At 69.2% G+C, this 20424-nt stretch carries 18 protein-coding genes and 1 pseudogene; 7 read left to right on the top strand and 12 right to left on the bottom strand.

Translation table 11 applies throughout. The annotated features are described in order from the left end of the window. Position 1: 1 nt before the first annotated feature. A pseudogene (locus AC5Y2S_RS05635) lies at positions 2 to 1066 on the top strand (MFS transporter); the annotation flags it as partial. A 133-nt stretch (positions 1067 to 1199) separates the two neighbouring features. Here the strand turns inward: AC5Y2S_RS05635 and AC5Y2S_RS05630 are convergent. After that, positions 1200 to 2210: a 3-isopropylmalate dehydrogenase gene (locus AC5Y2S_RS05630; RefSeq protein WP_499954527.1), complete on the bottom strand. Its 1011-nt coding sequence runs from the start codon at positions 2208 to 2210 to the stop codon at positions 1200 to 1202. A 53-nt stretch (positions 2211 to 2263) separates the two neighbouring features. Here AC5Y2S_RS05630 and AC5Y2S_RS05625 point away from each other — a divergent pair, with 53 nt between their 5' ends. Beyond that, complete coding sequence (locus AC5Y2S_RS05625; protein ID WP_499954526.1) at positions 2264 to 3433, top strand: RNA-guided endonuclease InsQ/TnpB family protein; 1170 nt, start codon at positions 2264 to 2266, stop codon at positions 3431 to 3433. Between the two features lie 13 nt (positions 3434 to 3446). Here the strand turns inward: AC5Y2S_RS05625 and serA are convergent, their stop codons facing one another. Next, positions 3447 to 5033 (bottom strand): phosphoglycerate dehydrogenase, encoded by a 1587-nt coding sequence (serA, locus tag AC5Y2S_RS05620; RefSeq protein ID WP_499954524.1) that lies wholly within the window; start codon positions 5031 to 5033, stop codon positions 3447 to 3449. 29 nt (positions 5034 to 5062) lie between these two features. On the opposite strand from serA, the gene AC5Y2S_RS05615 reads away from it, so the two are divergent. After that, positions 5063 to 6493, top strand: a complete 1431-nt coding sequence (locus AC5Y2S_RS05615) for a phytoene desaturase family protein (RefSeq protein WP_499954523.1) — start codon at positions 5063 to 5065, stop codon at positions 6491 to 6493. Further along, on the top strand, positions 6490 to 7089 hold the full coding sequence (gene wrbA, locus AC5Y2S_RS05610; protein WP_499954522.1) for an NAD(P)H:quinone oxidoreductase: 600 nt from the start codon (positions 6490 to 6492) through the stop codon (positions 7087 to 7089). The genes AC5Y2S_RS05615 and wrbA overlap by 4 nt, the downstream gene beginning before the upstream one ends. Positions 7090 to 7157: 68 nt before the next feature. On the opposite strand, the gene ilvC is transcribed toward wrbA, so the two are convergent. From ilvC to AC5Y2S_RS05595, 3 genes are read right to left on the bottom strand one after another with little or no spacing between them, the layout of a single operon-like run. Then, the gene (gene ilvC, locus AC5Y2S_RS05605) at positions 7158 to 8159 is read right to left on the bottom strand and encodes a ketol-acid reductoisomerase (protein WP_499901813.1); all 1002 of its coding nucleotides are present in this window, start codon (positions 8157 to 8159) and stop codon (positions 7158 to 7160) included. A 33-nt stretch (positions 8160 to 8192) separates the two neighbouring features. After that, positions 8193 to 8693, bottom strand: coding sequence for an acetolactate synthase small subunit (gene ilvN / locus AC5Y2S_RS05600; protein ID WP_067009364.1), 501 nt, complete (start codon positions 8691 to 8693; stop codon positions 8193 to 8195). Next, the gene (locus AC5Y2S_RS05595) at positions 8693 to 10561 is read right to left on the bottom strand and encodes an acetolactate synthase large subunit (protein ID WP_499954521.1); all 1869 of its coding nucleotides are present in this window, start codon (positions 10559 to 10561) and stop codon (positions 8693 to 8695) included. Before AC5Y2S_RS05595 ends, ilvN begins: the two co-directional genes overlap by 1 nt. Positions 10562 to 10870: 309 nt before the next feature. On the opposite strand from AC5Y2S_RS05595, the gene AC5Y2S_RS05590 reads away from it, so the two are divergent. Beyond that, a complete protein-coding gene (locus AC5Y2S_RS05590) occupies positions 10871 to 11209 on the top strand; it encodes a PH domain-containing protein (protein WP_499955652.1) in 339 nt (112 codons plus the stop codon). 3 nt (positions 11210 to 11212) lie between these two features. Here AC5Y2S_RS05590 and AC5Y2S_RS05585 read toward each other — a convergent pair whose 3' ends face one another. Then, positions 11213 to 12070 (bottom strand): DoxX family protein, encoded by an 858-nt coding sequence (locus tag AC5Y2S_RS05585; RefSeq protein WP_499954520.1) that lies wholly within the window; start codon positions 12068 to 12070, stop codon positions 11213 to 11215. A 218-nt stretch (positions 12071 to 12288) separates the two neighbouring features. Between AC5Y2S_RS05585 and AC5Y2S_RS05580 the strand changes: the two genes are divergently transcribed. Continuing rightward, positions 12289 to 13410 carry a PQQ-dependent sugar dehydrogenase gene (locus AC5Y2S_RS05580; RefSeq protein ID WP_499954519.1) on the top strand — a complete coding sequence of 374 codons (1122 nt, stop codon included), beginning with the start codon at positions 12289 to 12291 and terminating at the stop codon, positions 13408 to 13410. Here the strand turns inward: AC5Y2S_RS05580 and AC5Y2S_RS05575 are convergent. The 6 genes from AC5Y2S_RS05575 to gatC form a co-directional block, all read right to left on the bottom strand. Beyond that, complete coding sequence (locus AC5Y2S_RS05575) at positions 13407 to 13946, bottom strand: flavin reductase family protein (RefSeq protein ID WP_499955650.1); 540 nt, start codon at positions 13944 to 13946, stop codon at positions 13407 to 13409. The two genes, AC5Y2S_RS05580 and AC5Y2S_RS05575, sit on opposite strands and share 4 nt — an antisense overlap. Before the next feature lie 32 nt (positions 13947 to 13978). Continuing rightward, on the bottom strand, positions 13979 to 15490 hold the full coding sequence (gatB, locus tag AC5Y2S_RS05570) for an Asp-tRNA(Asn)/Glu-tRNA(Gln) amidotransferase subunit GatB (protein ID WP_499954518.1): 1512 nt from the start codon (positions 15488 to 15490) through the stop codon (positions 13979 to 13981). Positions 15491 to 15517: 27 nt separating this feature from the next. After that, positions 15518 to 16666 (bottom strand): MinD/ParA family ATP-binding protein, encoded by a 1149-nt coding sequence (locus tag AC5Y2S_RS05565; protein ID WP_499954517.1) that lies wholly within the window; start codon positions 16664 to 16666, stop codon positions 15518 to 15520. Positions 16667 to 16794: 128 nt separating this feature from the next. Further along, positions 16795 to 17826, bottom strand: coding sequence for an ATP-dependent 6-phosphofructokinase (locus tag AC5Y2S_RS05560; RefSeq protein WP_499901062.1), 1032 nt, complete (start codon positions 17824 to 17826; stop codon positions 16795 to 16797). Positions 17827 to 17882: 56 nt separating this feature from the next. Next, positions 17883 to 19370, bottom strand: coding sequence for an Asp-tRNA(Asn)/Glu-tRNA(Gln) amidotransferase subunit GatA (gene gatA, locus AC5Y2S_RS05555; protein WP_499954515.1), 1488 nt, complete (start codon positions 19368 to 19370; stop codon positions 17883 to 17885). After that, positions 19367 to 19666 (bottom strand): Asp-tRNA(Asn)/Glu-tRNA(Gln) amidotransferase subunit GatC, encoded by a 300-nt coding sequence (gatC, locus tag AC5Y2S_RS05550; protein ID WP_499901064.1) that lies wholly within the window; start codon positions 19664 to 19666, stop codon positions 19367 to 19369. Before gatC ends, gatA begins: the two co-directional genes overlap by 4 nt. A 91-nt stretch (positions 19667 to 19757) precedes the next feature. Between gatC and AC5Y2S_RS05545 the strand changes: the two genes are divergently transcribed. Further along, the gene (locus tag AC5Y2S_RS05545; protein ID WP_499954513.1) at positions 19758 to 20414 is read left to right on the top strand and encodes an ACT domain-containing protein; all 657 of its coding nucleotides are present in this window, start codon (positions 19758 to 19760) and stop codon (positions 20412 to 20414) included. Positions 20415 to 20424 lie beyond the last annotated feature (10 nt).

Here is a 20424-nt window from a genome sequence, read left to right as displayed (position 1 = left end):
GATGCCCGAGGGGCGCCCTGCCGCCGTCGGCGCCGGCAAGCGGTGGTCGATCATGATCGTGTCGCTGTTCGTGACGACCAGTTCTTTCCTATTCATCAACGGCGTCGCCTTCCTGATCCCGTCGCTGGAGGCCACGCGCGGCACCCCGCTGGCCGAGGCCGGCCTGCTGTCGTCGATGCCGAGCTGGGGCATGGTGGTCACGCTGATCGCGTGGGGCTATGTGCTCGATCGCGTCGGCGAGCGGCTGGTGTTGACGCTGGGCTCGGGGCTCACCGCGGCGGCCGCCTACGCCGCGGCGTCGGTGCACTCGATGGTGTGGGTCGCCGTCTACCTCTTTCTCGGGGGCATGGCGGCCGCGAGTTGCAACACCGCGGGCGGCCGGCTGGTGTCCGCGTGGTTTCCCCCGCAGCAGCGCGGCCTCGCGATGGGGATCCGGCAGACCGCGCAGCCGTTGGGGATCGCGGCGGGCGCGCTGGTCATGCCCGAGCTGGCCGAGCACGGCGTGCACGCGGGGCTGATGTTTCCCGCGCTGGTGTGCACGGCGGCCGCGGTGGCCAGCGCCCTCGGCATCGTCAACCCGGTGCGCAAGCCCCGGGAGACGGCAACCAAGGAGGAGCTGGCCAGCCCCTATCGCGGGTCCCCGGTGCTGTGGCGGATCCACGCCGTCGCGGGCCTGCTGATGATGCCGCAAACGGTGACCGTGACGTTCATGCTGGTCTGGCTGATGAACCACCACCACTGGTCGGTCGCGGCGGCCGGCGGCCTAATCACCCTGTCGCAGCTGCTCGGTGCGGTGGGCCGCGTCGCGGTGGGCCGCTGGTCCGATCGCATCGGCTCGCGCATGCAACCAGTCGCCGTCATCGCCGCCGCCGCCGCGCTGACCCTGTTTCTGCTGGCCCTTTCGGACCACCTCGATTCGCGGTTCGACATCCCGCTGATGGTCACCATCTCGGTGTTGGCCGTGCTCGACAACGGGCTGGAGGCGACCGCCATCACCGAATTCGCCGGGCCGTTCTGGAGCGGGCGCGCCCTGGGCATCCAGAACACCACCCAGCGCGTGATGGCGGCCGTCGGCCCCCCGCTGTTCGGTGTGCTGATCGGCGCGGCCCGATACCCGTCGGCGTGGCTGCTGTGCGGGTTGTTCCCGCTGGCCGCGGTGCCGTTGGTGCCGGTGCGGCTGCTGCCGCCCGGCCTCGAAACTACAGCGCGGCTGCGATCCGTTCGCCGACTTCGGTGGTGGCGCGCCGTTCGCTCCCACGGGTCGCCAGATAGGTCTCGACGGCCCCGTCCACCCGGGCCGCCGCAGCGTCCTCGCCGAGATGGGAAAGCAGCAGCGCCACCGACATGATCGCCGCGGTGGGGTCCGCGACGCCCTGACCGGCGATGTCGGGGGCGCTCCCGTGCACCGGCTCGAACATCGAGGGGTTGGCCCGGGTGGCGTCGATATTTCCGCTGGCGGCCAAGCCAATTCCGCCGCACACCGCGGCGGACAGGTCGGTGATGATGTCGCCGAACAGGTTGTCGGTGACGATCACGTCGAACCGTCCGGGGTCGGTGACCATGAAGATGGTGGCGGCGTCGACGTGTTGGTAGGCGACCTCGACGTCGGGATATTCCGCGCCGACCTCGGCGACGATCCGCGTCCACAGCTTCCCGGCGAACGTCAGCACGTTGTTCTTGTGCACCAGCGTCAGGTGGCTGCGGCGCAGCCGGGCGCGCTCGAACGCGTAGCGCACCACGCGCCGCACCCCGAACGCGGTGTTCACGCTGACCTCGGTCGCGACCTCGTTGGGCGTTCCGACGCGGATCGCGCCGCCGTTGCCCGTGTAGGGGCCCTCGGTGCCCTCGCGCACCACCACGAAGTCGATCTCGGGGTTTCCGGCGAGCGGACTGCTCACCCCTTTGTACAGCCGGCCCGGTCGCAGGTTGACGTGGTGGTCGAGCTCAAAGCGCAGGCGCAGCAACAGACCTCGCTCCAGGACGCCGCTGGGCACCGATGGGTCGCCGACCGCCCCGAGCAGGATGGCGTCGTGCTCGCGCAATTCGGCGAGCACCGAGTCCGGCAGCAGTTCGCCGGTGGCGTGGAAGCGCCGGGCGCCCAGGTCGTAACTGGTCTTTTCGACGTTCGGCACAACCGCGTCAAGGACTTTGACGGCCTCGGCCACCACCTCGGGTCCGATTCCGTCACCGCCGATCACCGCCAGCTTCACCGAAATACCGTCCAGGAAGCCCCGGTCTTCAGTCCGGGGAGGAATGGGCGGTGTTGTCGTACCGCGTCGATAGCGTTGGATGCGTGAATGTCGTGCGCTATCGATATCGGTTGCGTCCTGGCGCGAACGCGGTGGCGGCGTTGGGGGCCGAGTGGGACCGCTGCCGGTGGGTGTGGAACCGGGCAGTCGAACGACTCAACGAGACTGGCGAGTGGGTCCGCGATAACGCGTTGACCGAGTGGCGAGGCGAATATGACTGGCTGCGCGAGGGCTCGGTGGTGGCCCAACAGCAGATGCTGCGCAACTTCCGCGCCAAGCGCGCCACGGGCAAGGGGCGGCGGAAGTTCAAGTCCGCCAAACGCTGCCTGCCGAGCCTGAACTACACCAAACGGGGATTTGCCCTCAAGGATCACCGGTTGTGTCTTGCCGGTGGCCTGTCCATCCCGATCGTGTGGTCGCGGCAACTGCCCGGCGAGCCCAGCAGCGTCCGCGTCTACCGCGACAGCATTGGGCACTGGTACGCCAGCTTCGTGGTGCGACGCGACGGCCGGCCGCTGCCCGCCTGCGATCAGGCCATCGGCATCGACTGGGGAGTGCGCGCCGTGGCGATCACCACCGACGTCGAATACGACCTGCCGCACCCCGAGCACGGGATGCGCGCCGCCCAAGAGCTTGCTCGTCGGCAGCGCACGATGGCGCGGCGCAAACCCTCCCACGGCCACCGGGCGTCTCAGGGATATTTGGGGGCCAAACGCGCAGTCGCCAAGCTTTCCAAGAAAGTCGCCCGCCAGCGCCAGGACACGGCGCGTAAGTGGGCCACCAAAGTCGTTGCCAACCATGGAGTCTTGGCGGTTGAGGACTTCAAGCCGAAGTTTTTGGCGAAGTCCCGTATGGCGCGCAAATCTGCCGACGGCGCCATCGGCACCACGAAAGCGACGCTGATCGAGTATGCCCAGCGGGCGGGCCGAAGGGTGGTGCTGGTGCCGCCCGCCTACACAACAATGACGTGCAGCGGTTGCGGCGCGAGAGCCAAGTCCCGCCTGCTGCTGTCGCAACGGGTATTCGTTTGCGAGTTCTGCGGGGCAACCCGCGACCGCGACAGAAACGCTGCCAGAGTCATCCTGGACAGGGCTGGTCTCAACCCTGCCGGTGCTGAAGCCGTAAGACATTCGGATCTCCTCGAGGTTCGGGTGCTCGCCGAGCCGGGAATCCTCACCCTTTAGGGCGAGGAGGACGTCAAGACAGGTCAACCACTTCCAGCTTGTTGGCGCCCACGGCCGCCGAGATCGCCGCGCGCACGTCCTTGGGCACGTCCTGGTCGAGCCGCAGCAGCACCGTCGCGCCCGGGCCCTCCGCGTCCTCGGACAGCTGCGCCGCCTGGATGTTCACGCCGGCCGCGCCCAGCAGGGTGCCGATCTTGCCCAACGCCCCGGGCTGGTCGGCGTAGTTGATCACCAGGTTGGTGCCCTGGGCGCGCAGGTCGAAGTTGCGGCCGTTGATCTGGACGATCTTCTCCACCAGCTGCGGCCCGGACAGCGTGCCCGCGACGTTCACGCACGAACCGTCGTGCGCGACGGCCCGCACGTCGACGACGCTGCGGTGATTGGGGCTTTCCGAAGCGCTGGTGATCTCGGCGGAAACGCCCCGTTCGGCGGCCAGCGCGGGCGCGTTGACGAACGTCACCGGTTCGTCGATGACCGCCGAGAACAGGCCGCGCAGCGCCGAAAGCCGCAGCACCTCAACGTCTTCGGAGGCCAGCTCGCCGCGAACCTGCACCGACAGCGACACCGGCACCTCGCCCGACAGCGCGGCCGCCAGCAGCCCGAGCTTGCGCACCAGGTCCAGCCAGGGCGCCACCTCCTCGCTGACCACTCCCCCGCCGACGTTGACGGCGTCGGGAACGAACTCCCCCGCCAGCGCCAGCCGCACGCTCTCCGCGACGTCGGTGCCGGCCCGGTCCTGCGCCTCGGCGGTCGACGCCCCCAGGTGCGGCGTGACCACCACCTGCGGCAGCTCGAAAAGCGGGCTGTCGGTGCACGGTTCGGTGGAGAACACGTCGAGGCCGGCGGCGCGGACGTGCCCGCTGTTGATCGCGTCGGCCAGCGCCGCCTCGTCCACCAGGCCGCCGCGCGCGGCGTTGACGATGATGACGCCCGGCTTGGTCTTGGCCAGCGCCTCCTTGTCGATCAGGCCCGCCGTCTCCGGGGTCTTCGGCAGGTGCACGGAGATGAAGTCGGCGCGGGCCAGCAGGTCGTCCAGGGGAAGCAGTTCGATGCCGAGCTGCGCGGCACGGGCCGGCGCCAGGTACGGGTCATAGGCGACGACGTGGGTGCCGAAGGCCGCGATCCGTTGCGCGAACAACTGGCCGATCCGGCCCAGCCCGACGACACCGACGGTCTTGCCGAAGATTTCGGTGCCCGAGAACTTCGACCGCTTCCAGGTGTGCTCCCGCAGGGTGGCGTCGGCCGCCGCGATCTGGCGGGCCGCCGCCAGCAGCAGCGCCATCGCGTGTTCGGCGGCGCTGTGAATGTTCGACGTGGGGGCGTTGACCACGAGCACGCCGCGCGCGGTCGCGGCGTCCACGTCGACGTTGTCCAGGCCGACCCCGGCGCGGGCGACGATCTTCAGCTTGGGGGCCGCCGCCAGCACCTCGGCGTCGACGGTCGTGGCCGAGCGCACCAGCAGCGCGTCCGCCTCGGGGACGGCGGCCAGCAGCTTGGGCCGGTCCGGGCCATCCACCCAGCGCACCTCGACCTGGTCCCCCAGCGCGGCGACGGTTGATTCGGCGAGTTTGTCGGCAATAAGTACAACAGGCAGATTCACCCGGACAGCCTATCGGCTGTAATTGACGGGTGGACGTCACCGTCGTCGGCAGCGGACCCAACGGGCTCACCGCGGCCGTGATCTGCGCCCGCGCGGGGCTGAAAGTGCAGCTCATCGAGGCCCAGGCGACCTTCGGGGGCGGCGCCCGCTCGGCGCCCGACCCAGATTCTCCGGGAGTCTTACACGACGTGTGCTCGGCCGTTCACCCGTTGGCGCTGGCGTCGCCGTTCTTCGCGGCGTTCGACCTGCCCGAGCGCGGCGTGCGACTGGCGGTCCCGGAGATTTCCTACGCGAACCCGCTGCCGGGCCGGCCGGCGGTGATCGCCTACCGGGACCTCGAGCGCACCTGCGCGGAGCTGGAGCACGGCGCGTCGTGGCGGCGCCTGCTGGGCCCGTTCGTCGAGGATCCCGCCGCCGTGGTCGACTTCGTGTTGAGCGACAAGCGCTCCGTGCCTAGGCATCCCGTCACCGCCCTGGGAGTGGTGGTGCGGATGCTCGAACAGGGCACGCCGCTCTGGGGAATGCTGAGGGGCGAGGACGCCCGCGCGCTGCTCAGCGGCGTGGCCGCCCACGCGGTTGCGCCGATGCCGTCCGTAACCACCTCTGCGCTCGGCATGATGCTGGCAATCCTGGGCCACGCCGGCGGCTGGCCGGTCCCGGTCGGTGGCAGCCAGGCGATCGCTGACGCGCTGTTGCACGACTTCACCTCCCACGGTGGCGAATTGGTGCTCAGCGAGCCGGTCACAAGCCCCCCGCCAGGAGTGGTGATCTACGACACGCCGGCCAGGGCGTTGCTGGACATCTACCGCGATGCGCTGCCCCCGAGGTACGTAAAGTCGTTGCGACGCTTGCGAACCGGCGCCGGTGTGACCAAGGTCGACTTTGTGCTGTCCGACGAGATCCCGTGGACGGACGATCGCTTGCGCAGGACGGCGTCGTTCCATCTCGGCGGGACGCGCGGACAGATGGCGCTCGCCGAAGCCGAAGTCGCCGCGGGGCGGCACGCCGAATGGCCGATGGTCCTCGCGGCGACTCCGCACGTGGCGGACCCGAATCGCGTTGACGCACAGGGGCGTAGACCGTTCTGGACGTACGCGCACGTGCCTTACGACTCGCCGCGGGACCAGACCGAGACGGTGCTGGGGATCGTCGAGCGGTTCGCACCCGGGTTCCGCGACGTCGTGTCGGCTGCGCGGTGCGTTCCCGCTGCCAAGTTGGCCGAGCACAACGCCAATCTGGTCGGGGGCGACATCACCGGCGGCGGCAACAGCGCATGGCGCGCCCTGGCGGGGCCGACGCTGCGGTTGAACCCGTGGAGCACCCCGATCCCGAAGGCCTACCTGTGCTCGGCAGCGACCCCACCCAACGGCGGCGTGCACGGCATGTGCGGCTACTACGCCGCGCGCACGGTGCTACGCCGCGAGTTCGGCATCACCGAGATGCCTAAGCTGGCACCGTGACGAAACTCGCGATCATCTACTACTCGGCCACCGGTCACGGCACCGCGATGGCCAAGCGCGTCGCCACGACGGCCGAGTCGGCGGGTGCCGAAGTGCGCGTGCGGCACGTCGCCGAGACCCACGACCCGGAATCGTTCGCGCACAACCCGGCGTGGACCGCGAACTACCAAGCGACCAAGGACCGCCCCGCCGCCACCGGTGACGACATCGTGTGGGCCGACGCGGTGATCTTCGGCTCGCCGACCCGCTTCGGTTCCCCCGCAGCGCAATTGCGCGCGTTCCTGGACTCGCTGGGCGGACTGTGGGCAGAGGGCAAGCTCGCGGACAAGGTCTACGCGGCCTTCACGTCGTCCAACACCCTGCACGGTGGCCAGGAGACCACGCTCGTCGCGCTGTACTTCACGCTGATGCATTTCGGCGGCATCATCGTGCCGCCGGGCTACACCGATCCGTGCAAGTTCGTCGACGGCAACCCGTACGGGGTGAGCCTTGTGTCCACACACGACAACATCCACGAGTTCGACGAGGCCACCGGCAACGCGCTGGATCATTTGGCGCGCCGGGTGGTTGCCGTCGCCGACCGGCTCACCTCCTAGCGCGAACAGACGCAAAAGCCCCCGACACGCCGAAGAATTGGGTGCTTTTACGTCTGCTCGCGCAGAGGCTACGCGGTCTCGGTGATCGGGCGGTCGACCCAGCTCATCAGGTCGCGCAGCTTCTTGCCGGTGACCTCGATGGGGTGCTCGGCGTTCTCCTTGCGCAACTGCTCGAGCTGCTTGTTGCCGCCCTCGATGTTGGCGACGAGCTTCTTGACGAAGGTGCCGTCCTGAATCTCGCGCAGGATGTCCCGCATCCGGTCCCGCGTCCCGGCGTCGATGACGCGCGGCCCGGACAGGTAGCCACCGAACTCCGCGGTGTCGGACACCGAGTAGTTCATCCGGGCGATGCCGCCCTCGTACATCAGGTCGACAATCAGCTTGAGCTCGTGCAGCACCTCGAAGTAGGCCATCTCCGGCGGATAGCCCGCCTCGACCATGACGTCGAAGCCGGCCTTCACCAATTCCTCTGTGCCGCCGCACAACACGGCCTGCTCACCGAACAGGTCGGTCTCGGTCTCGTCCTTGAAGGTCGTCTTGATGACGCCCGCGCGGGTGCCGCCGATGGCCTTGGCGTACGACAGGGCCAGCGCCTCGCCCTGACCGGTCGGGTCCTGGTCGACGGCGATCAGGCACGGCACGCCCTTGCCGTCGACGAACTGGCGGCGCACCAGGTGGCCGGGCCCCTTGGGGGCGACCATCGCGACGGTGACGTCGGCGGGCGGCTTGATCAGGTCGAAATGGATGTTGAGCCCGTGACCGAAAAACAAAGCGTCGCCGGCCTTCAGGTTGGGCTCGATGTCGTTCTTGAAGATGTCGGCCTGAGCGGTGTCGGGGGCCAGCAGCATGATGACGTCTGCCCACTTGGCGACCTCGGCCGGGGTGTCGACGTCCAGGCCCTGCTCGGAAACCTTGGCCCGGGACTTCGACCCCTCCTTGAGCCCGACGCGCACCTGCACGCCCGAGTCGCGCAGGCTCAACGAGTGCGCGTGCCCCTGGCTGCCGTATCCGATGACGCCGACCTTGCGGCCCTGGACGATCGTCAGGTCTGCGTCGTCGTCGTAGAACATCTCTAGTGCCACGGTGAACTTTCTCCTTGTTTGCTATTTGGCTGTGCCGATACCGCGCGGACCGCGGGATAGCGACACCATTCCGGATTGAGCGATTTCGCGGATGCCGAACGGCTCCAGCACGCGCAGGAATGCCTCGATCTTGCCGCGGTCACCGGTCGCCTCGATGGTCAGCGATTCCGGTGACACGTCAATCACCTTGGCGCGGAACAGGTTCACCGCCTCGATGACCTGGCTGCGGGTGCCGGCGTCGGCCCGCACCTTGATCAGCGACAACTCCCGGGACACCGAGTTGTCGTCGTCCTGCTCGATGATCTTGATCACGTTGATCAGCTTGTTGAGCTGCTTGGTGATCTGCTCGAGCGGGGTCTCCTCGGCGGAGACCACGATGGTCATCCGCGACATGTCCTTCTGCTCGGTGGCGCCGACGGCCAGCGACTCGATGTTGAAACCGCGCCGCGAGAACAGCGCCGCCACACGGGCGAGCACACCGGGTTTGTCCTCCACCAGCACCGAGAGCGTGTGCGTGTGCATCAGGCGTGCCCTTCGCTTTCGTCGTCGAACAGCGGGCGGATCCCGCGGGCGGCCTGGATCTCGTCGTTGCTGGTGCCGGCGGCAACCATCGGCCACACTTGCGCGTCGGCGCCGACGATGAAGTCGATCACCACCGGGCGGTCGTTGATCGCCCGCGCCTGGTTGATCACGTCGACGACGTCTTCCTGACGCTCGCAACGCAATCCGACGCAGCCCAGCGCCTCGGCCAGCTTCACGAAGTCCGGGATCCGGTGCGAGTGCGTGGCCAGGTCGGTCTGCGAGTAGCGCTCCTGATAGAACAGCGTCTGCCACTGGCGCACCATGCCCAGGTTGCCGTTGTTGATCAGCGCCACCTTGATCGGCGCGCCCTCGATCGCGCAGGTGGCCAGCTCCTGGTTGGTCATCTGGAAACACCCGTCGCCGTCGATGGCCCAGACCTCCGCGTCCGGGCGGGCGATCTTGGCGCCCATAGCCGCCGGGATGGCGAAGCCCATGGTGCCCAGCCCGCCGGAATTGAGCCAGGTGCGCGGCTTTTCGTAGGAGATGAACTGCGCGGCCCACATCTGGTGCTGGCCGACGCCGGCGACGTACACCGCGTCGGGGCCGGCGATCTCGCCCAGCTTCTCGATCACGTATTCCGGGCTCAGGCTGCCGTCGCTCTGCGGTCCGTAGCTCAGCGGGTAGGTCGACTGGACGCTGCGCAGGTAGGCCCACCAGTCGGTCATCTCGATGTTGCCGGGGATGTCGTGGTGCGCCAGCATCGCGATGAGGTCGGTGATGACGGCCTTCACGTCGCCGACGATCGGCACGTCGGCGTGGCGGTTCTTGCCGATTTCGGCCGGGTCGATGTCGGCGTGGATGACCTTCGCCTCGGGAGCGAAGGAGTCGAGCTTGCCGGTCACCCGGTCGTCGAAGCGGGTGCCCAGCGCGATCAGCAGGTCGCTGCGCTGCAGCGCCGCCACCGCTGCCACGGTGCCGTGCATGCCGGGCATGCCCAGGTTCTGCGGGTGGCTGTCCGGGAACGCGCCGCGCGCCATCAGCGTGGTGACCAGCGGGATACCGGTCAGCTCCGCCAACTCGCGCAGCTGCTCGGTCGCCTCGCCGCGGATGACGCCGCCGCCCACGTACAGCACCGGTTTGCGCGCGGCCGCGATCAGCTTGGCGGCCTCGCGAACCTGCCGGTTGTGCGGCTTGGTGTTCGGCTTGTAGCCGGGCAGATCCATCCGCGGCGGCCAGCTGAACGTGCACTGACCCTGCAGCACGTCCTTGGGGATGTCGACCAGCACCGCGCCCGGACGTCCCGAGCGGGCGATGTGGAAGGCCTCGGCCAGCACTCGGGGAATGTCGTCGCCGGAGCGGACCAGGAAATTGTGCTTGGTGATCGGCATCGTGATGCCCGAGATGTCGGCCTCCTGGAAGGCGTCGGTGCCGATCAACCCGCGCCCGACCTGCCCGGTGATGGCGACGACGGGGATCGAGTCCATCTGCGCGTCGGCCAGCGGGGTGACCAGGTTGGTGGCGCCGGGACCCGAGGTCGCCATCATCACACCGACCTTGCCGGTGGCGTGCGCGTAGCCGCTGGCGGCGTGGCCGGCGCCCTGCTCGTGGCGAACCAGCACGTGCCGCAGCTTTTTCGAGTCGAACAGCGGGTCGTAGACCGGCAGCACGGCGCCGCCGGGAATCCCGAAGATGACCTCGACGTCGAGTTCCTCCAGCGACCGGATCACCGACTGTGCACCGGTAACTTGTTCCGGGGCAACGCGTTTCGGTTGCGCGGCGGGGGTTTTCGCGGCGGGTTTCACGGCGTCGGTGGCGACGCTGGCCGCATCCTGCGCCTGCGTGGCGGGTGGCCTGGTGGGAGCGCTCACTGTCCTTGGGTCCTATTCACTCTTGAAAAGTTTCGTTGCTGCGCAAGAAAAAACCCCCGTCAGCTCATCGGCTGAACGAGGGTTGCGCGTTGGTGCTGGATCGCTTCAAATGCTGAAGGGCTCAGTCACGCACCAACGCGCTGACTAAGTACTACGAGCATCCCGGGCTTTCCGGCGGTTTCCATAACGTCCGACGGTAGCCTTCGCACAGCTCAACAGTCAAATCCGGTCGCGCCGTGGACCGGCGCGGGGCGATGCGATGATGCCAGGGTGGTTACCGATTCGCCCGTCGTGATCAAAGTGTCCCCGATGGCCCACTTCGCCGTCGGGTTCTTCGCCCTCGGCCTGCTGATACCGGTGCTGGCCTGGCCGGTGAGCGCGCCGCTGCTGGTCATCCCGGTGGTGTTGTCCGCGTTGATCATCCGGCTGCGCACGGTCGCCGACGAGAATGGCGTGACCGTTCGGACGCTGCTGGGCAGCCGGACGGTGCGCTGGGAAGAGATCGACGGGCTGCGCTTCAACCGCGGTTCCTGGGCGCGGGCCCGCCTGAAAAGCGGCGCCGAACTGCGGCTGCCCGCGGTCACTTTCGCCACGCTGCCGCAGCTGACCGAGGCCAGCGCGGGGCGGGTCCCCAACCCCTACCGGTGAGGGTCAGGCGATCGGGTTGACCCCGTTGAGCATGACCCAGACCGCGACTCCGGCGGCGATGCCGGCCAGCAGGGCCACGAACGACCCGATGAAGGGGCGGTGGGCCCAGCCCCGGCCGGCGTCCAGGCCGTAGCGGCCCGGTCCGCACAGGATGACCGCCACGGCCATCACGATCAGGGTGATCTGGTATTCGTGCCCGTCGGGCAGGAAGTACGCGAAGGTGTTCGAATGCGGCCGGGCGGAGATGGTCGCGAGCAGGCCGTTGATCAGGAACGCCAGCGCGCCCGCCGCGGCGATCGGGGTGAACAGCCCCAGCACCAGCAGCACGGCGGCCACGGTCTCGCCCCCGGCGCTCACGTAGGCCAGCACGTCGGCGTGGTGGTAGCCGACGTCGGACAGCGAGTTCTTGAAACCCGTCACCCCCGAGCCGCCCCACCAGCCGAACAGCTTCTGCAGGCCGTGGGCCCCCAGCACCACGCCCAGCCCAATCCGCAGCACCAGCAAACCCAGGTGCTGCGTGCCGCGCTTGCCGACCTCGCGGTGCCGCTCGTCGTCGTCGTCGCCGTCGATCTGGGCCGGCTCTGTGGCGTTGATCGGTGTCGGCTGCGCCACCGACGCCGGCTGCACGTACGGAAGCGGCTCCTGCTGGTCGAGCAGGTGATATCCGCCGGCCCCCGGGGCGCCCGAGGCGGCGGCGTCGACGTACGGGATGACGGTGGTGTTTCCGAAGTCGCCCGGGTACCCGACGGGCGTCAGGTCATCCTCGGGGTCGACCAAGCGCGCCGAGGCGGGGCGCCCCGCGACCGGCTCCGCGGATTCGCCGGACCGGCTCCAATGTGCGTCATTCGATTGACTGGTCACGGGTGTCAGGGTAAGGGCAAAAGCGCCCGAATCGGGGATTTGAGCGGCGCTTTCGCCGGTTAGTCCGCCAAAACGCCCCGGATTCGCCCCAAATCGCCGTTTCCGCCCCTCCCGGAGGCCCAAAAGCGTGAAATCGGCGCCCGACCGGCGGGGCTTCCGCGGACGGACCCGGGCAGGCGTGTGGCGGCGGTGCCCGGACAGTCCGTAGCCTGTCGGTCATGCGGATACGGGGCTCGGTTCGCGGCGCGCTCGCCGCCCTCTCCGCGGTGGTACTGGTCGCCGGCGGGTGCGCGCGATTCAACGATGCCCAATCCCAGCCCTTCACGACCGCCCCCGAACTCAAGCCCCAGCCCAGCTCGACGCCTCCCCCGCCGCCGCCGCTGCCGCCCACACCCTTCCCCAAGGTCTGCCCGGCGCCGGGCGTCATGCAGGGCTGCCTGGAGAGCACCAGCGGTCTGATCATGGGCCCGGACAGCAAAACCGCGTTGGTGGCCGAGCGCACCACCGGCGCCGTCAAGGACATCTCGGTCAGCGCCGAGCCGAAGGTCAAGATGGTCATCCCGGTCGACCCGTCCGGCGACGGCGGGCTGATGGACATCGTGCTGTCGCCCACCTATCAGCAGGACCGCCTGATGTACGCCTACATCAGCACGCCCACCGACAACCGGGTGATCCGCGTGGCCGACGGCGACATCCCGAAGGACATCCTGACCGGGATCCCCAAGGGCGCCACCGGCAACACCGGGGCGTTGATCTTCACCAGCCCGACCACGCTGGTCGTGATGACCGGCGACGCGGGCAACCCGGCGATGGCCGCCGACCCCAAGTCCCTGGCGGGCAAGGTGCTGCGCATCGAGCAGCCGACCACCATCGGTCAGGCGCCGCCGACGACCGCGCTGTCCGGCGTGGGCTCCGGTGGCGGCATGTGCATCGACCCCGTCGACGGCTCGCTGTACGTCGCCGACCGCACCCCCACCGCGGACCGCCTGCAGCGCATCACCAAGACCTCCGAGGTCTCCACGGTGTGGACGTGGCCGGACAAGCCCGGCGTGGCCGGGTGCGCGGCGATGGACGGGACCGTGCTGGTGAACCTGATCAACACCAAGCTGACGGTCGCGGTGCGGCTCGCGCCGAAGACGGGCGCGGTCACCGGCGAACCCGACGTGGTGCGCAAGGACACCCACGCCCACGCCTGGGCGCTGCGGATGTCGCCGGACGGAAACGTCTGGGGCGCAACGGTTAACAAGACGGCCGGGGACGCCGAGAAGCTCGACGACGTGGTGTTCCCGCTGTTCCCGCAGGGCGGCGGCTTCCCGCGCAACAACGACGACAAGACCTAGACGGGTCCCTCGAGGGTGAACCTCAGGCCGTATTTGCGCGGCTCGGCGGCCGGTTTGTGCAGGACGAACCGCTCCGGGGCCTCGGTGCCGGGTTCGATCTCGTCGAGATCGGACAGGTAGAGCACGTCGTCGTAGGAGTCCGGAACCCATCCGGCGACGGGCTCCACGATGTAGGCGACGTGATCCCCGATGTCGATCCAATGCGCGGTCCTGCCGACGAACCAGGCGATCGCCTCATCGAGGATCGGCATCCCGTGCGGGCCGACCCGCCACGAGCAGCGGCCGAATTTGTCGGCCTCGTCGTCCGTTTCGCCGCCGAACAGCTCGGCCAGCGCGACGTGGCGTTGCGACAGGACATGCACCGCCAGGTGCTCGGATTGGCGGGCCGCTTCGCAGGTGGCGCTGCTGCGGGGCACCACGACCATGAAACTCGGCGGCGCCACGCTGGTTTGGGTGGCGAAACTGATCAGACAACCCGACGGTTGAGCATCGGTCTGGGTGGTCACGACGAAGACCGGGCTGTCCAGCATGGCCATCAAGTCGTCGAACACGGCGTGGCGGCCCGCGGTCAGCCCTGACCGCAGGCGGCCAGTACGAGTTCGCGGACCCTGGCCGCGTCCGCCTGCCCGCGGGTGGCCTTCATCACCGCGCCGACGATCGCGCCGGCCGCGGCCACTTTGCCACCCCGAATCTTCTCGGCGACATCCGGATTGGCGGCCAGCGCCTCGTCGACGGCGGCCTGCGTCACCGAGTCGTCGCGCACCAGCGCCAGGCCGCGGGCGGTCATCACCTGTGCGGGTTCACCCTCCCCGGCCAGCACGCCCTCCACCACCTGGCGGGCCAGTTTGTTGGACAGCTTGCCCTCGTCGACCAGAGCGATCACCGCGGCGACCTGAGCGGGAGTGATGGCCAGCTCGTCCAATTCGATGTTGGCCTCGTTGGCCTTCTGCACCAAGAAGTTTCCCCACCAGGCGCGGGCCTGTTCGCTCGCCGCGCCGTGCTTGACTGTCTCGGTGACCAATTCGACGGCCCCGGCGTTGACCAGATCCCGCATCACCTCGTCGGAGACGCCCCACTCCTCCTGAATTCGCTTGCGGCTCAACCACGGTAGCTCGGGGATGGTTTGGCGCAGCCGCTCGACCAACTCGCGGCTGGGCGCGACCGGCTCGAGGTCGGGCTCGGGGAAGTAGCGGTAGTCCTCGGCGGTCTCCTTGGTGCGGCCGGGGCTGGTGTAGCCGGACTCGTGAAAGTGCCTGGTTTCCTGGGTGATCCGCCCGCCGGACGACAGCACGGCGGCCTGGCGCTGCATTTCGTAGCGCACCGCGACCTCGACGCTCTTGAGCGAGTTGACGTTCTTGGTCTCGGTGCGCGTCCCGAACTCGGTTGTCCCGGTCGGCATCAGCGACACGTTGGCGTCACAGCGCATCGAGCCCTGATCCATCCGGACGTCGGATACACCCAGGGCGCGCAACAGGTCCCGCAGCGCGGTGACGTACGCCCGGGCGATCTGCGGGGCCCGCTCGCCGGCCCCCACGATCGGTTTGGTGACGATTTCGATCAGCGGCACGCCGGCCCGGTTGTAGTCGATCAGCGACGTCGTGGCGCCGTGGATGCGGCCGGTCTCGCTGCCCAGGTGGGTGAGCTTGCCGGTGTCCTCTTCCATGTGCGCCCGCTCGATCTCCACCCGCCAGGTGGAGCCGTCTTCCAGCGGCGCGTCCAGGTAGCCGTTGATGGCGATCGGCTCGTCGTACTGCGAAATCTGGTAGTTCTTGGGCATGTCCGGGTAGAAGTAGTTCTTCCGGGCGAACCGGCACCACGGCACGATCTCGCAATTCAGCGCCAGCCCGATCCGAATCGCCGACTCGACCGCGGCCTGGTTGAGCACCGGCAGCGAGCCCGGCAGCCCGAGGCACACCGGGCACACCTGGGTGTTGGGTTCGGCGCCGAATGTGGTGGAGCAGCCGCAGAACATCTTCGTCGCGGTGGACAGCTCGACGTGCACCTCGAGGCCGAGGACGGGGTCGAAACGCGCGATGACCTCGTCGTAATCCAGCAGCTCGGACCCGGTGGCAATACTCATGCCGTCGATCCTAACGAGGGCCGCGGGTCAGGGTCCCCGCGGCGGTCGGCGGTCCCCGAGCCGGAGCTCCCGCTCCATGCCCGCGCCGGGAAACATGTCGGCCAGCGCGGCCGCCATCTCCAGATAGCTGCGCCGACTCTCCTTGCCCAGCCGGTCCAGGCCGATCTCCTTGCCGTCATGCACGTGCCGATCGAACGGCAGCACGACGGTGGCGCCGACCCGAGCCGACAACTGGTCGAGCTCCTTGGCGGCGACGACGGCGACCTTGCCCGCCTCGACGTGGTTGATCGCCAGCACGGTCCGCTTCATCAGGCGCTGATATCCCTTGTTGCGCAACAGGTCCAGGGTGGTCCTGGTCTTGCGTATCGCATCGATGGAGGTGCTGGTGACCACGACCAGGGCGCGTGACTCAGGCAGGACGGCGTCCATCACGGCCGAATTGACCGCCTTCACACAGTCCACCAACACCACCGAATAGTGTTTGCGCAGAATCGAAAATGCCCTGACGACGTCGTGCCGCTCCAGCCGCCAGTCTGTCCGCGCGTAGTCCGGCAGTCCGAGCACCTCCAGCCCGAAGCTGTTCATGTAGGTGTGCGCCCGCACATCCGAATAGTGGGTGGCCGCGCCGTCGCGCAACAGGTCGGCGATGCTCAGGGGATTGCGGCGGCCGTGGCGCTCGGCCAGGTCGCCCGCGTCGGTGTCCACGGCGATCACCCGGTCGTCGCGGACGGCGGCGAAGGTCGAGCCGAGCGCCTCGACCACGACGGTCTTGCCGACGCCGCCCTTGAGGTTGAGGACCGCGATGGGGAACGCGCCGCCGATGGGCGTGCGGATGCGGTCGCGTAGCTCCTGCTCGTACGCCGAGCCTTTGCCCGGGCCGAGGTCGATTCCGGTGAGGCGCCGGACCAGGTCTCGCCAGCCGAACCCGGCCGAGTCCTCGACGTCCTGCGGCTCGAGGCTGTCGAGGGCCGTCCCGCCGACGGTCAGCTCCGGGCGGGACCGCGGGGGAACCCGTCGCGCCGGTGCGGGCGCGGTGGGTGGGGGCTGCGGCGGGCGGGGCACAGTGGCGGATGTCCAATTGGGGTCGTCGCGCCCGCGCGGCGGCGGCCGCTGACGGTCCCGTGGGCCCGACCCCGGCTGGTGAACGACTCCGCGAATTGACCCGCGGTTGCTCATAGGGGTGGGTATAACCGATTCGAGCTGGCAGAAAACCACCAATTTCGAGGCGACCTCGCCTGAGCTGCCGGCGGAGGCGGCAAATTCAGCCGGTGGTCAGGTCGGTGCCACCGGCTGTTCTCCACCGCTTAGCCGAAGAAAGCCGCCGCGTCGTCGTAGCGGCTTTCGGGCACCAGCTTGAGGTGGCGCGTGGCGTCCGCCAGCGACACCCGGCCGATGTCCTGGCCGCGCAGCGAGACCATCTGGCCGTACTCGCCCGCGTGCGCGGCGTCGGCGGCGTTGACGCCGAAGCGGGTCGCCAGCACCCGGTCGTAGGCCGTCGGGGTGCCGCCGCGCTGGACGTGGCCCAGCACGGTCACCCGGACCTCCTTGTTGATCCGCTTTTCGACCTCGGCGCCGAGTTGCTGGGCGACGCCGGTGAACCGCTCGTGACCGAACTCGTCAATCCCTCCCTCGCGCAACGTGATTGAGTCGGCGATCGGTTTGGCGCCCTCGGCGACCACGCAGATGAAGTGCGAATCCCCGCGCTGGAAGCGCCGTTTGACGAGCCGGCACACGTCCTCGACGTCGAACGGCTGCTCGGGGATCAGCGTCATGTGCGCTCCGGACGCCAGCCCGGCGTTCAGCGCGATCCATCCGGCGTGGCGGCCCATCACCTCCACCAGCATCACGCGTTGGTGGGATTCGGCCGTGGAATGCAACCGGTCGATGGCGTCGGTGGCCACCGTCAGCGCGGTGTCATGCCCGAAGGTCACGTCGGTGCAATCGATGTCGTTGTCGATGGTCTTCGGCACGCCGACGACGGGAACGTTCTCCTCGGACAGCCAGTGCGCGGCCGTCAGCGTGCCCTCGCCGCCGATGGGGATCAGCACGTCGATGCCGTTGTCGTCCAGGGTCTGTTTGATCTGGTTCAGCCCCGCCCGAAGTTTGTCGGGATGCACGCGGGCGGTGCCCAGCATCGTTCCGCCCTTGGCGAGCAGCCGGTCGTTGCGGTCGTCGTTTTGCAGCTGGATGCGCCGGTTCTCCAGCAGCCCGCGCCACCCGTCCTGGAATCCGACCACCGACGAGCCGTACCGCGAGTCGCAGGTACGCACCACCGCCCGGATGACGGCGTTGAGCCCGGGACAGTCGCCGCCCCCGGTGAGAATTCCGATCCGCATCTGTTTATCTTGCCCGCACGGGGCACGAATGGCGCGACCTGGCGCAAATTCGCGCGCTAAACGGTGGCCGCGCTCGGCAGCGGCCCGCGGGCCGCCTCGTAGGCGGCGCCGACCCGATACAGGCGGTCGTCGGCCAGCGCGGGGGCCATGATCTGCAGCCCGACCGGCAGGCCGTCGTCGGGGGACAGCCCGGACGGCACCGACATGCCGCAGTGGCCGGCCAGGTTCAGCGGCAGCGTGCACAGGTCGAACAGGTACATGGCCAGCGGGTCGTCGACCTTCTCCCCCAGCGGGAACGCCGTGGTCGGGGTCGCCGGCGACACCACCACGTCGACGGATTCGTAGGCCCGGTCGAGGTCGCGCGCGATCAGCGTGCGGACCTTCTGCGCCTGGTTGTAGTAGGCGTCGTAATAGCCCGCGGACAGCGCGTAGGTGCCGATCATGATGCGCCGCTTGACCTCCGGGCCGAAGCCGGCGGCGCGGGTCATGGCCATGACTTCCTCGGCGCTGTGGGTGCCGTCGTCGCCGACCCGCAGCCCGTAGCGCATCGCGTCGAAGCGGGCCAGGTTGCTGGACACCTCGGACGGCAGGATCAGGTAGTAGGCGGCCAGCGCGTGATCGAAATGCGGGCAGTCGACCTCGCTGACCTCGGCGCCCAACTCGGTCAACTGCTCGACGGCGGCCTGGAACGACGCCAGCACCCCGGGCTGGTAACCCTCGCCGCGCAGCTGGGAAACCACGCCGACGCGTACGCCGCGCAGATCGCCGCCCGCGCCCGCCCTGGCGGCACCGACCACGTCGGGCACCGCGGCGTCGACGGACGTCGAGTCGCGCACGTCGTGCCCGGCGATCACCTGGTGCAGCAGGGCGGTGTCCAGCACGGTGCGCGCGCACGGGCCGCCCTGATCCAGCGACGACGCGCAGGCGATCAGCCCGTAGCGAGACACCGTGCCGTAGGTGGGTTTGACGCCGACGGTCGCGGTCAGTGCGGCCGGCTGGCGGATGGAACCGCCGGTGTCGGAGCCGATGGCCAGCGGGGCCTGGAACGCGGCCAGCGCCGCCGCGCTGCCGCCGCCGGAGCCGCCGGGCACCCGGTCGAGGTTCCACGGGTTGCGGGTGGGGCCGTAGGCGGAGTTCTCCGTCGAGCTGCCCATCGCGAACTCGTCCATGTTGGTCTTGCCCAGGATCGGGATGCCGGCCGCGCGCAGGCGGGCGGTGACCGTGGCGTCGTAGGGGGAACGCCAGCCCTCGAGGATCTTGGAGCCGCAGGTGGTGGGCATGTCGAGGGTGGTGAACACGTCCTTGAGCGCCAGCGGGACCCCGGCCAGCGCCGACGGCAGCGGCTCGCCGGCGGCCACCGCGTCGTCGACGGCGGCCGCGGCCGCCAGCGCCTCGTCGGCCGCCACGTGCAAAAACGCGTGGTAGCGGTCGTCGGTCGCCTCGATCTGGTCCAGGCAGGCCCGGGTGATTTCCGTGGACGACAGCTCCCCGGCGGCGACCTGGGCGGCCAGCGTCGCCGCGTCGGCTCGGACGATGTCGCTCACTCGGCGTCCCCCAGGATCTGCGGCACGGCGAAGCGGCCGTCGACGGCCTCGGGCGCCGCGGCCAGCGCCTCGGCCTGTGTCAGGCACGGTGTCATCTCGTCCGGGCGGGTGACATTGACGTCTTTCAGCGGGTTGTCGGTCGGTTCGACGCCGGTGACGTCGACCGATTGGACCTGGCTGACGTGGGTGAGGATGGCGTCGAGTTGGCCGGCAAAGCTGTCCAGCTCGGCATCCGTCAGCGCCAGCCGGGCCAGCCTGGCGAGGTGCGCCACGTCGTCGCGGGAGATCTGGGACACGACTGGAAAGCCTAATAGGGCGGCCAAGACCGTTCGGCACTCAGGGCTCGCCGAAATGCTGTGGATACATCGCTGTGTAAAAGTGTTGGCCGTGCCGTCGTATCTGTTGCGCATCGAGCTGGCCGACCGCCCGGGCAGCCTGGGCTCGCTGGCCGTGGCGCTCGGTTCGGCGGGCGCCGACATCCTGTCGCTCGACGTGGTGGAGCGCAGCTCGGGTTTTGCCATCGACGACCTGGTCATCGAGCTGCCGCCGGGGGCGATGCCGGACAGGCTGATCACGGCCGCGGAGTCACTGCCCGACGTCCGCGTCGACAGCGTGCGCCCGCACACCGGGCTGCTGGAGGCGCACCGCGAGCTGGAACTTCTCGACCACGTCGCCGCCGCCGGCGACAACGACTCGCGGCTGAAAGTCCTGGTCAACGGGGCGCCCAAGGTGCTGCGCGTCGGCTGGTGCGCGGTGCTGCGCAGTTCGGAGGGGCAGCTGGAGCGCCTCGCCGGCAGCCCGGGGTGTCCGGAAACCCGGGCGGATTCGGCGCCGTGGCTGCCGATCGAGCGCGCGACGGCGCTGGACCACACCGGCGAGTGGGTGCCGCAGGCGTGGCGCGACATGGACACCACGATGGTCGCGGCACCGCTGGGCGACCCGCACACGGCGGTGGTCCTGGGTCGCCCCGGCCCGGAGTTCCGGCCGTCGGAGGTCGCCCGGCTGGGGTATCTGGCCGGGATCGTGGCGACGATGCTGCGCTGACGCGTTCAGG

The sequence above is a fragment of the Mycobacterium sp. NGS69 genome, assembly GCF_059812165.1.
Note: the sequence above shows the minus strand (reverse complement) of the source record. Positions and strands in the feature narration are given on the sequence as shown.

Excerpts from the sequence above, each read along its gene's own strand:
- ilvC (WP_499901813.1), bottom strand. The coding sequence starts at position 8,159 with ATGTTCTACGACGACGACGCAGACCTGACGATCGTCCAGGGCCGCAAG.
- ilvN (WP_067009364.1), bottom strand. The coding sequence starts at position 8,693 with ATGCACACGCACACGCTCTCGGTGCTGGTGGAGGACAAACCCGGTGTG.
- AC5Y2S_RS05590 (WP_499955652.1), top strand. The coding sequence starts at position 10,871 with ATGGCCCACTTCGCCGTCGGGTTCTTCGCCCTCGGCCTGCTGATACCG.
- AC5Y2S_RS05580 (WP_499954519.1), top strand. The coding sequence starts at position 12,289 with ATGCGGATACGGGGCTCGGTTCGCGGCGCGCTCGCCGCCCTCTCCGCG.
- AC5Y2S_RS05575 (WP_499955650.1), bottom strand. The coding sequence starts at position 13,946 with ATGGCCATGCTGGACAGCCCGGTCTTCGTCGTGACCACCCAGACCGAT.
- gatB (WP_499954518.1), bottom strand. The coding sequence starts at position 15,490 with ATGAGTATTGCCACCGGGTCCGAGCTGCTGGATTACGACGAGGTCATC.
- AC5Y2S_RS05565 (WP_499954517.1), bottom strand. The coding sequence starts at position 16,666 with ATGAGCAACCGCGGGTCAATTCGCGGAGTCGTTCACCAGCCGGGGTCG.
- AC5Y2S_RS05560 (WP_499901062.1), bottom strand. The coding sequence starts at position 17,826 with ATGCGGATCGGAATTCTCACCGGGGGCGGCGACTGTCCCGGGCTCAAC.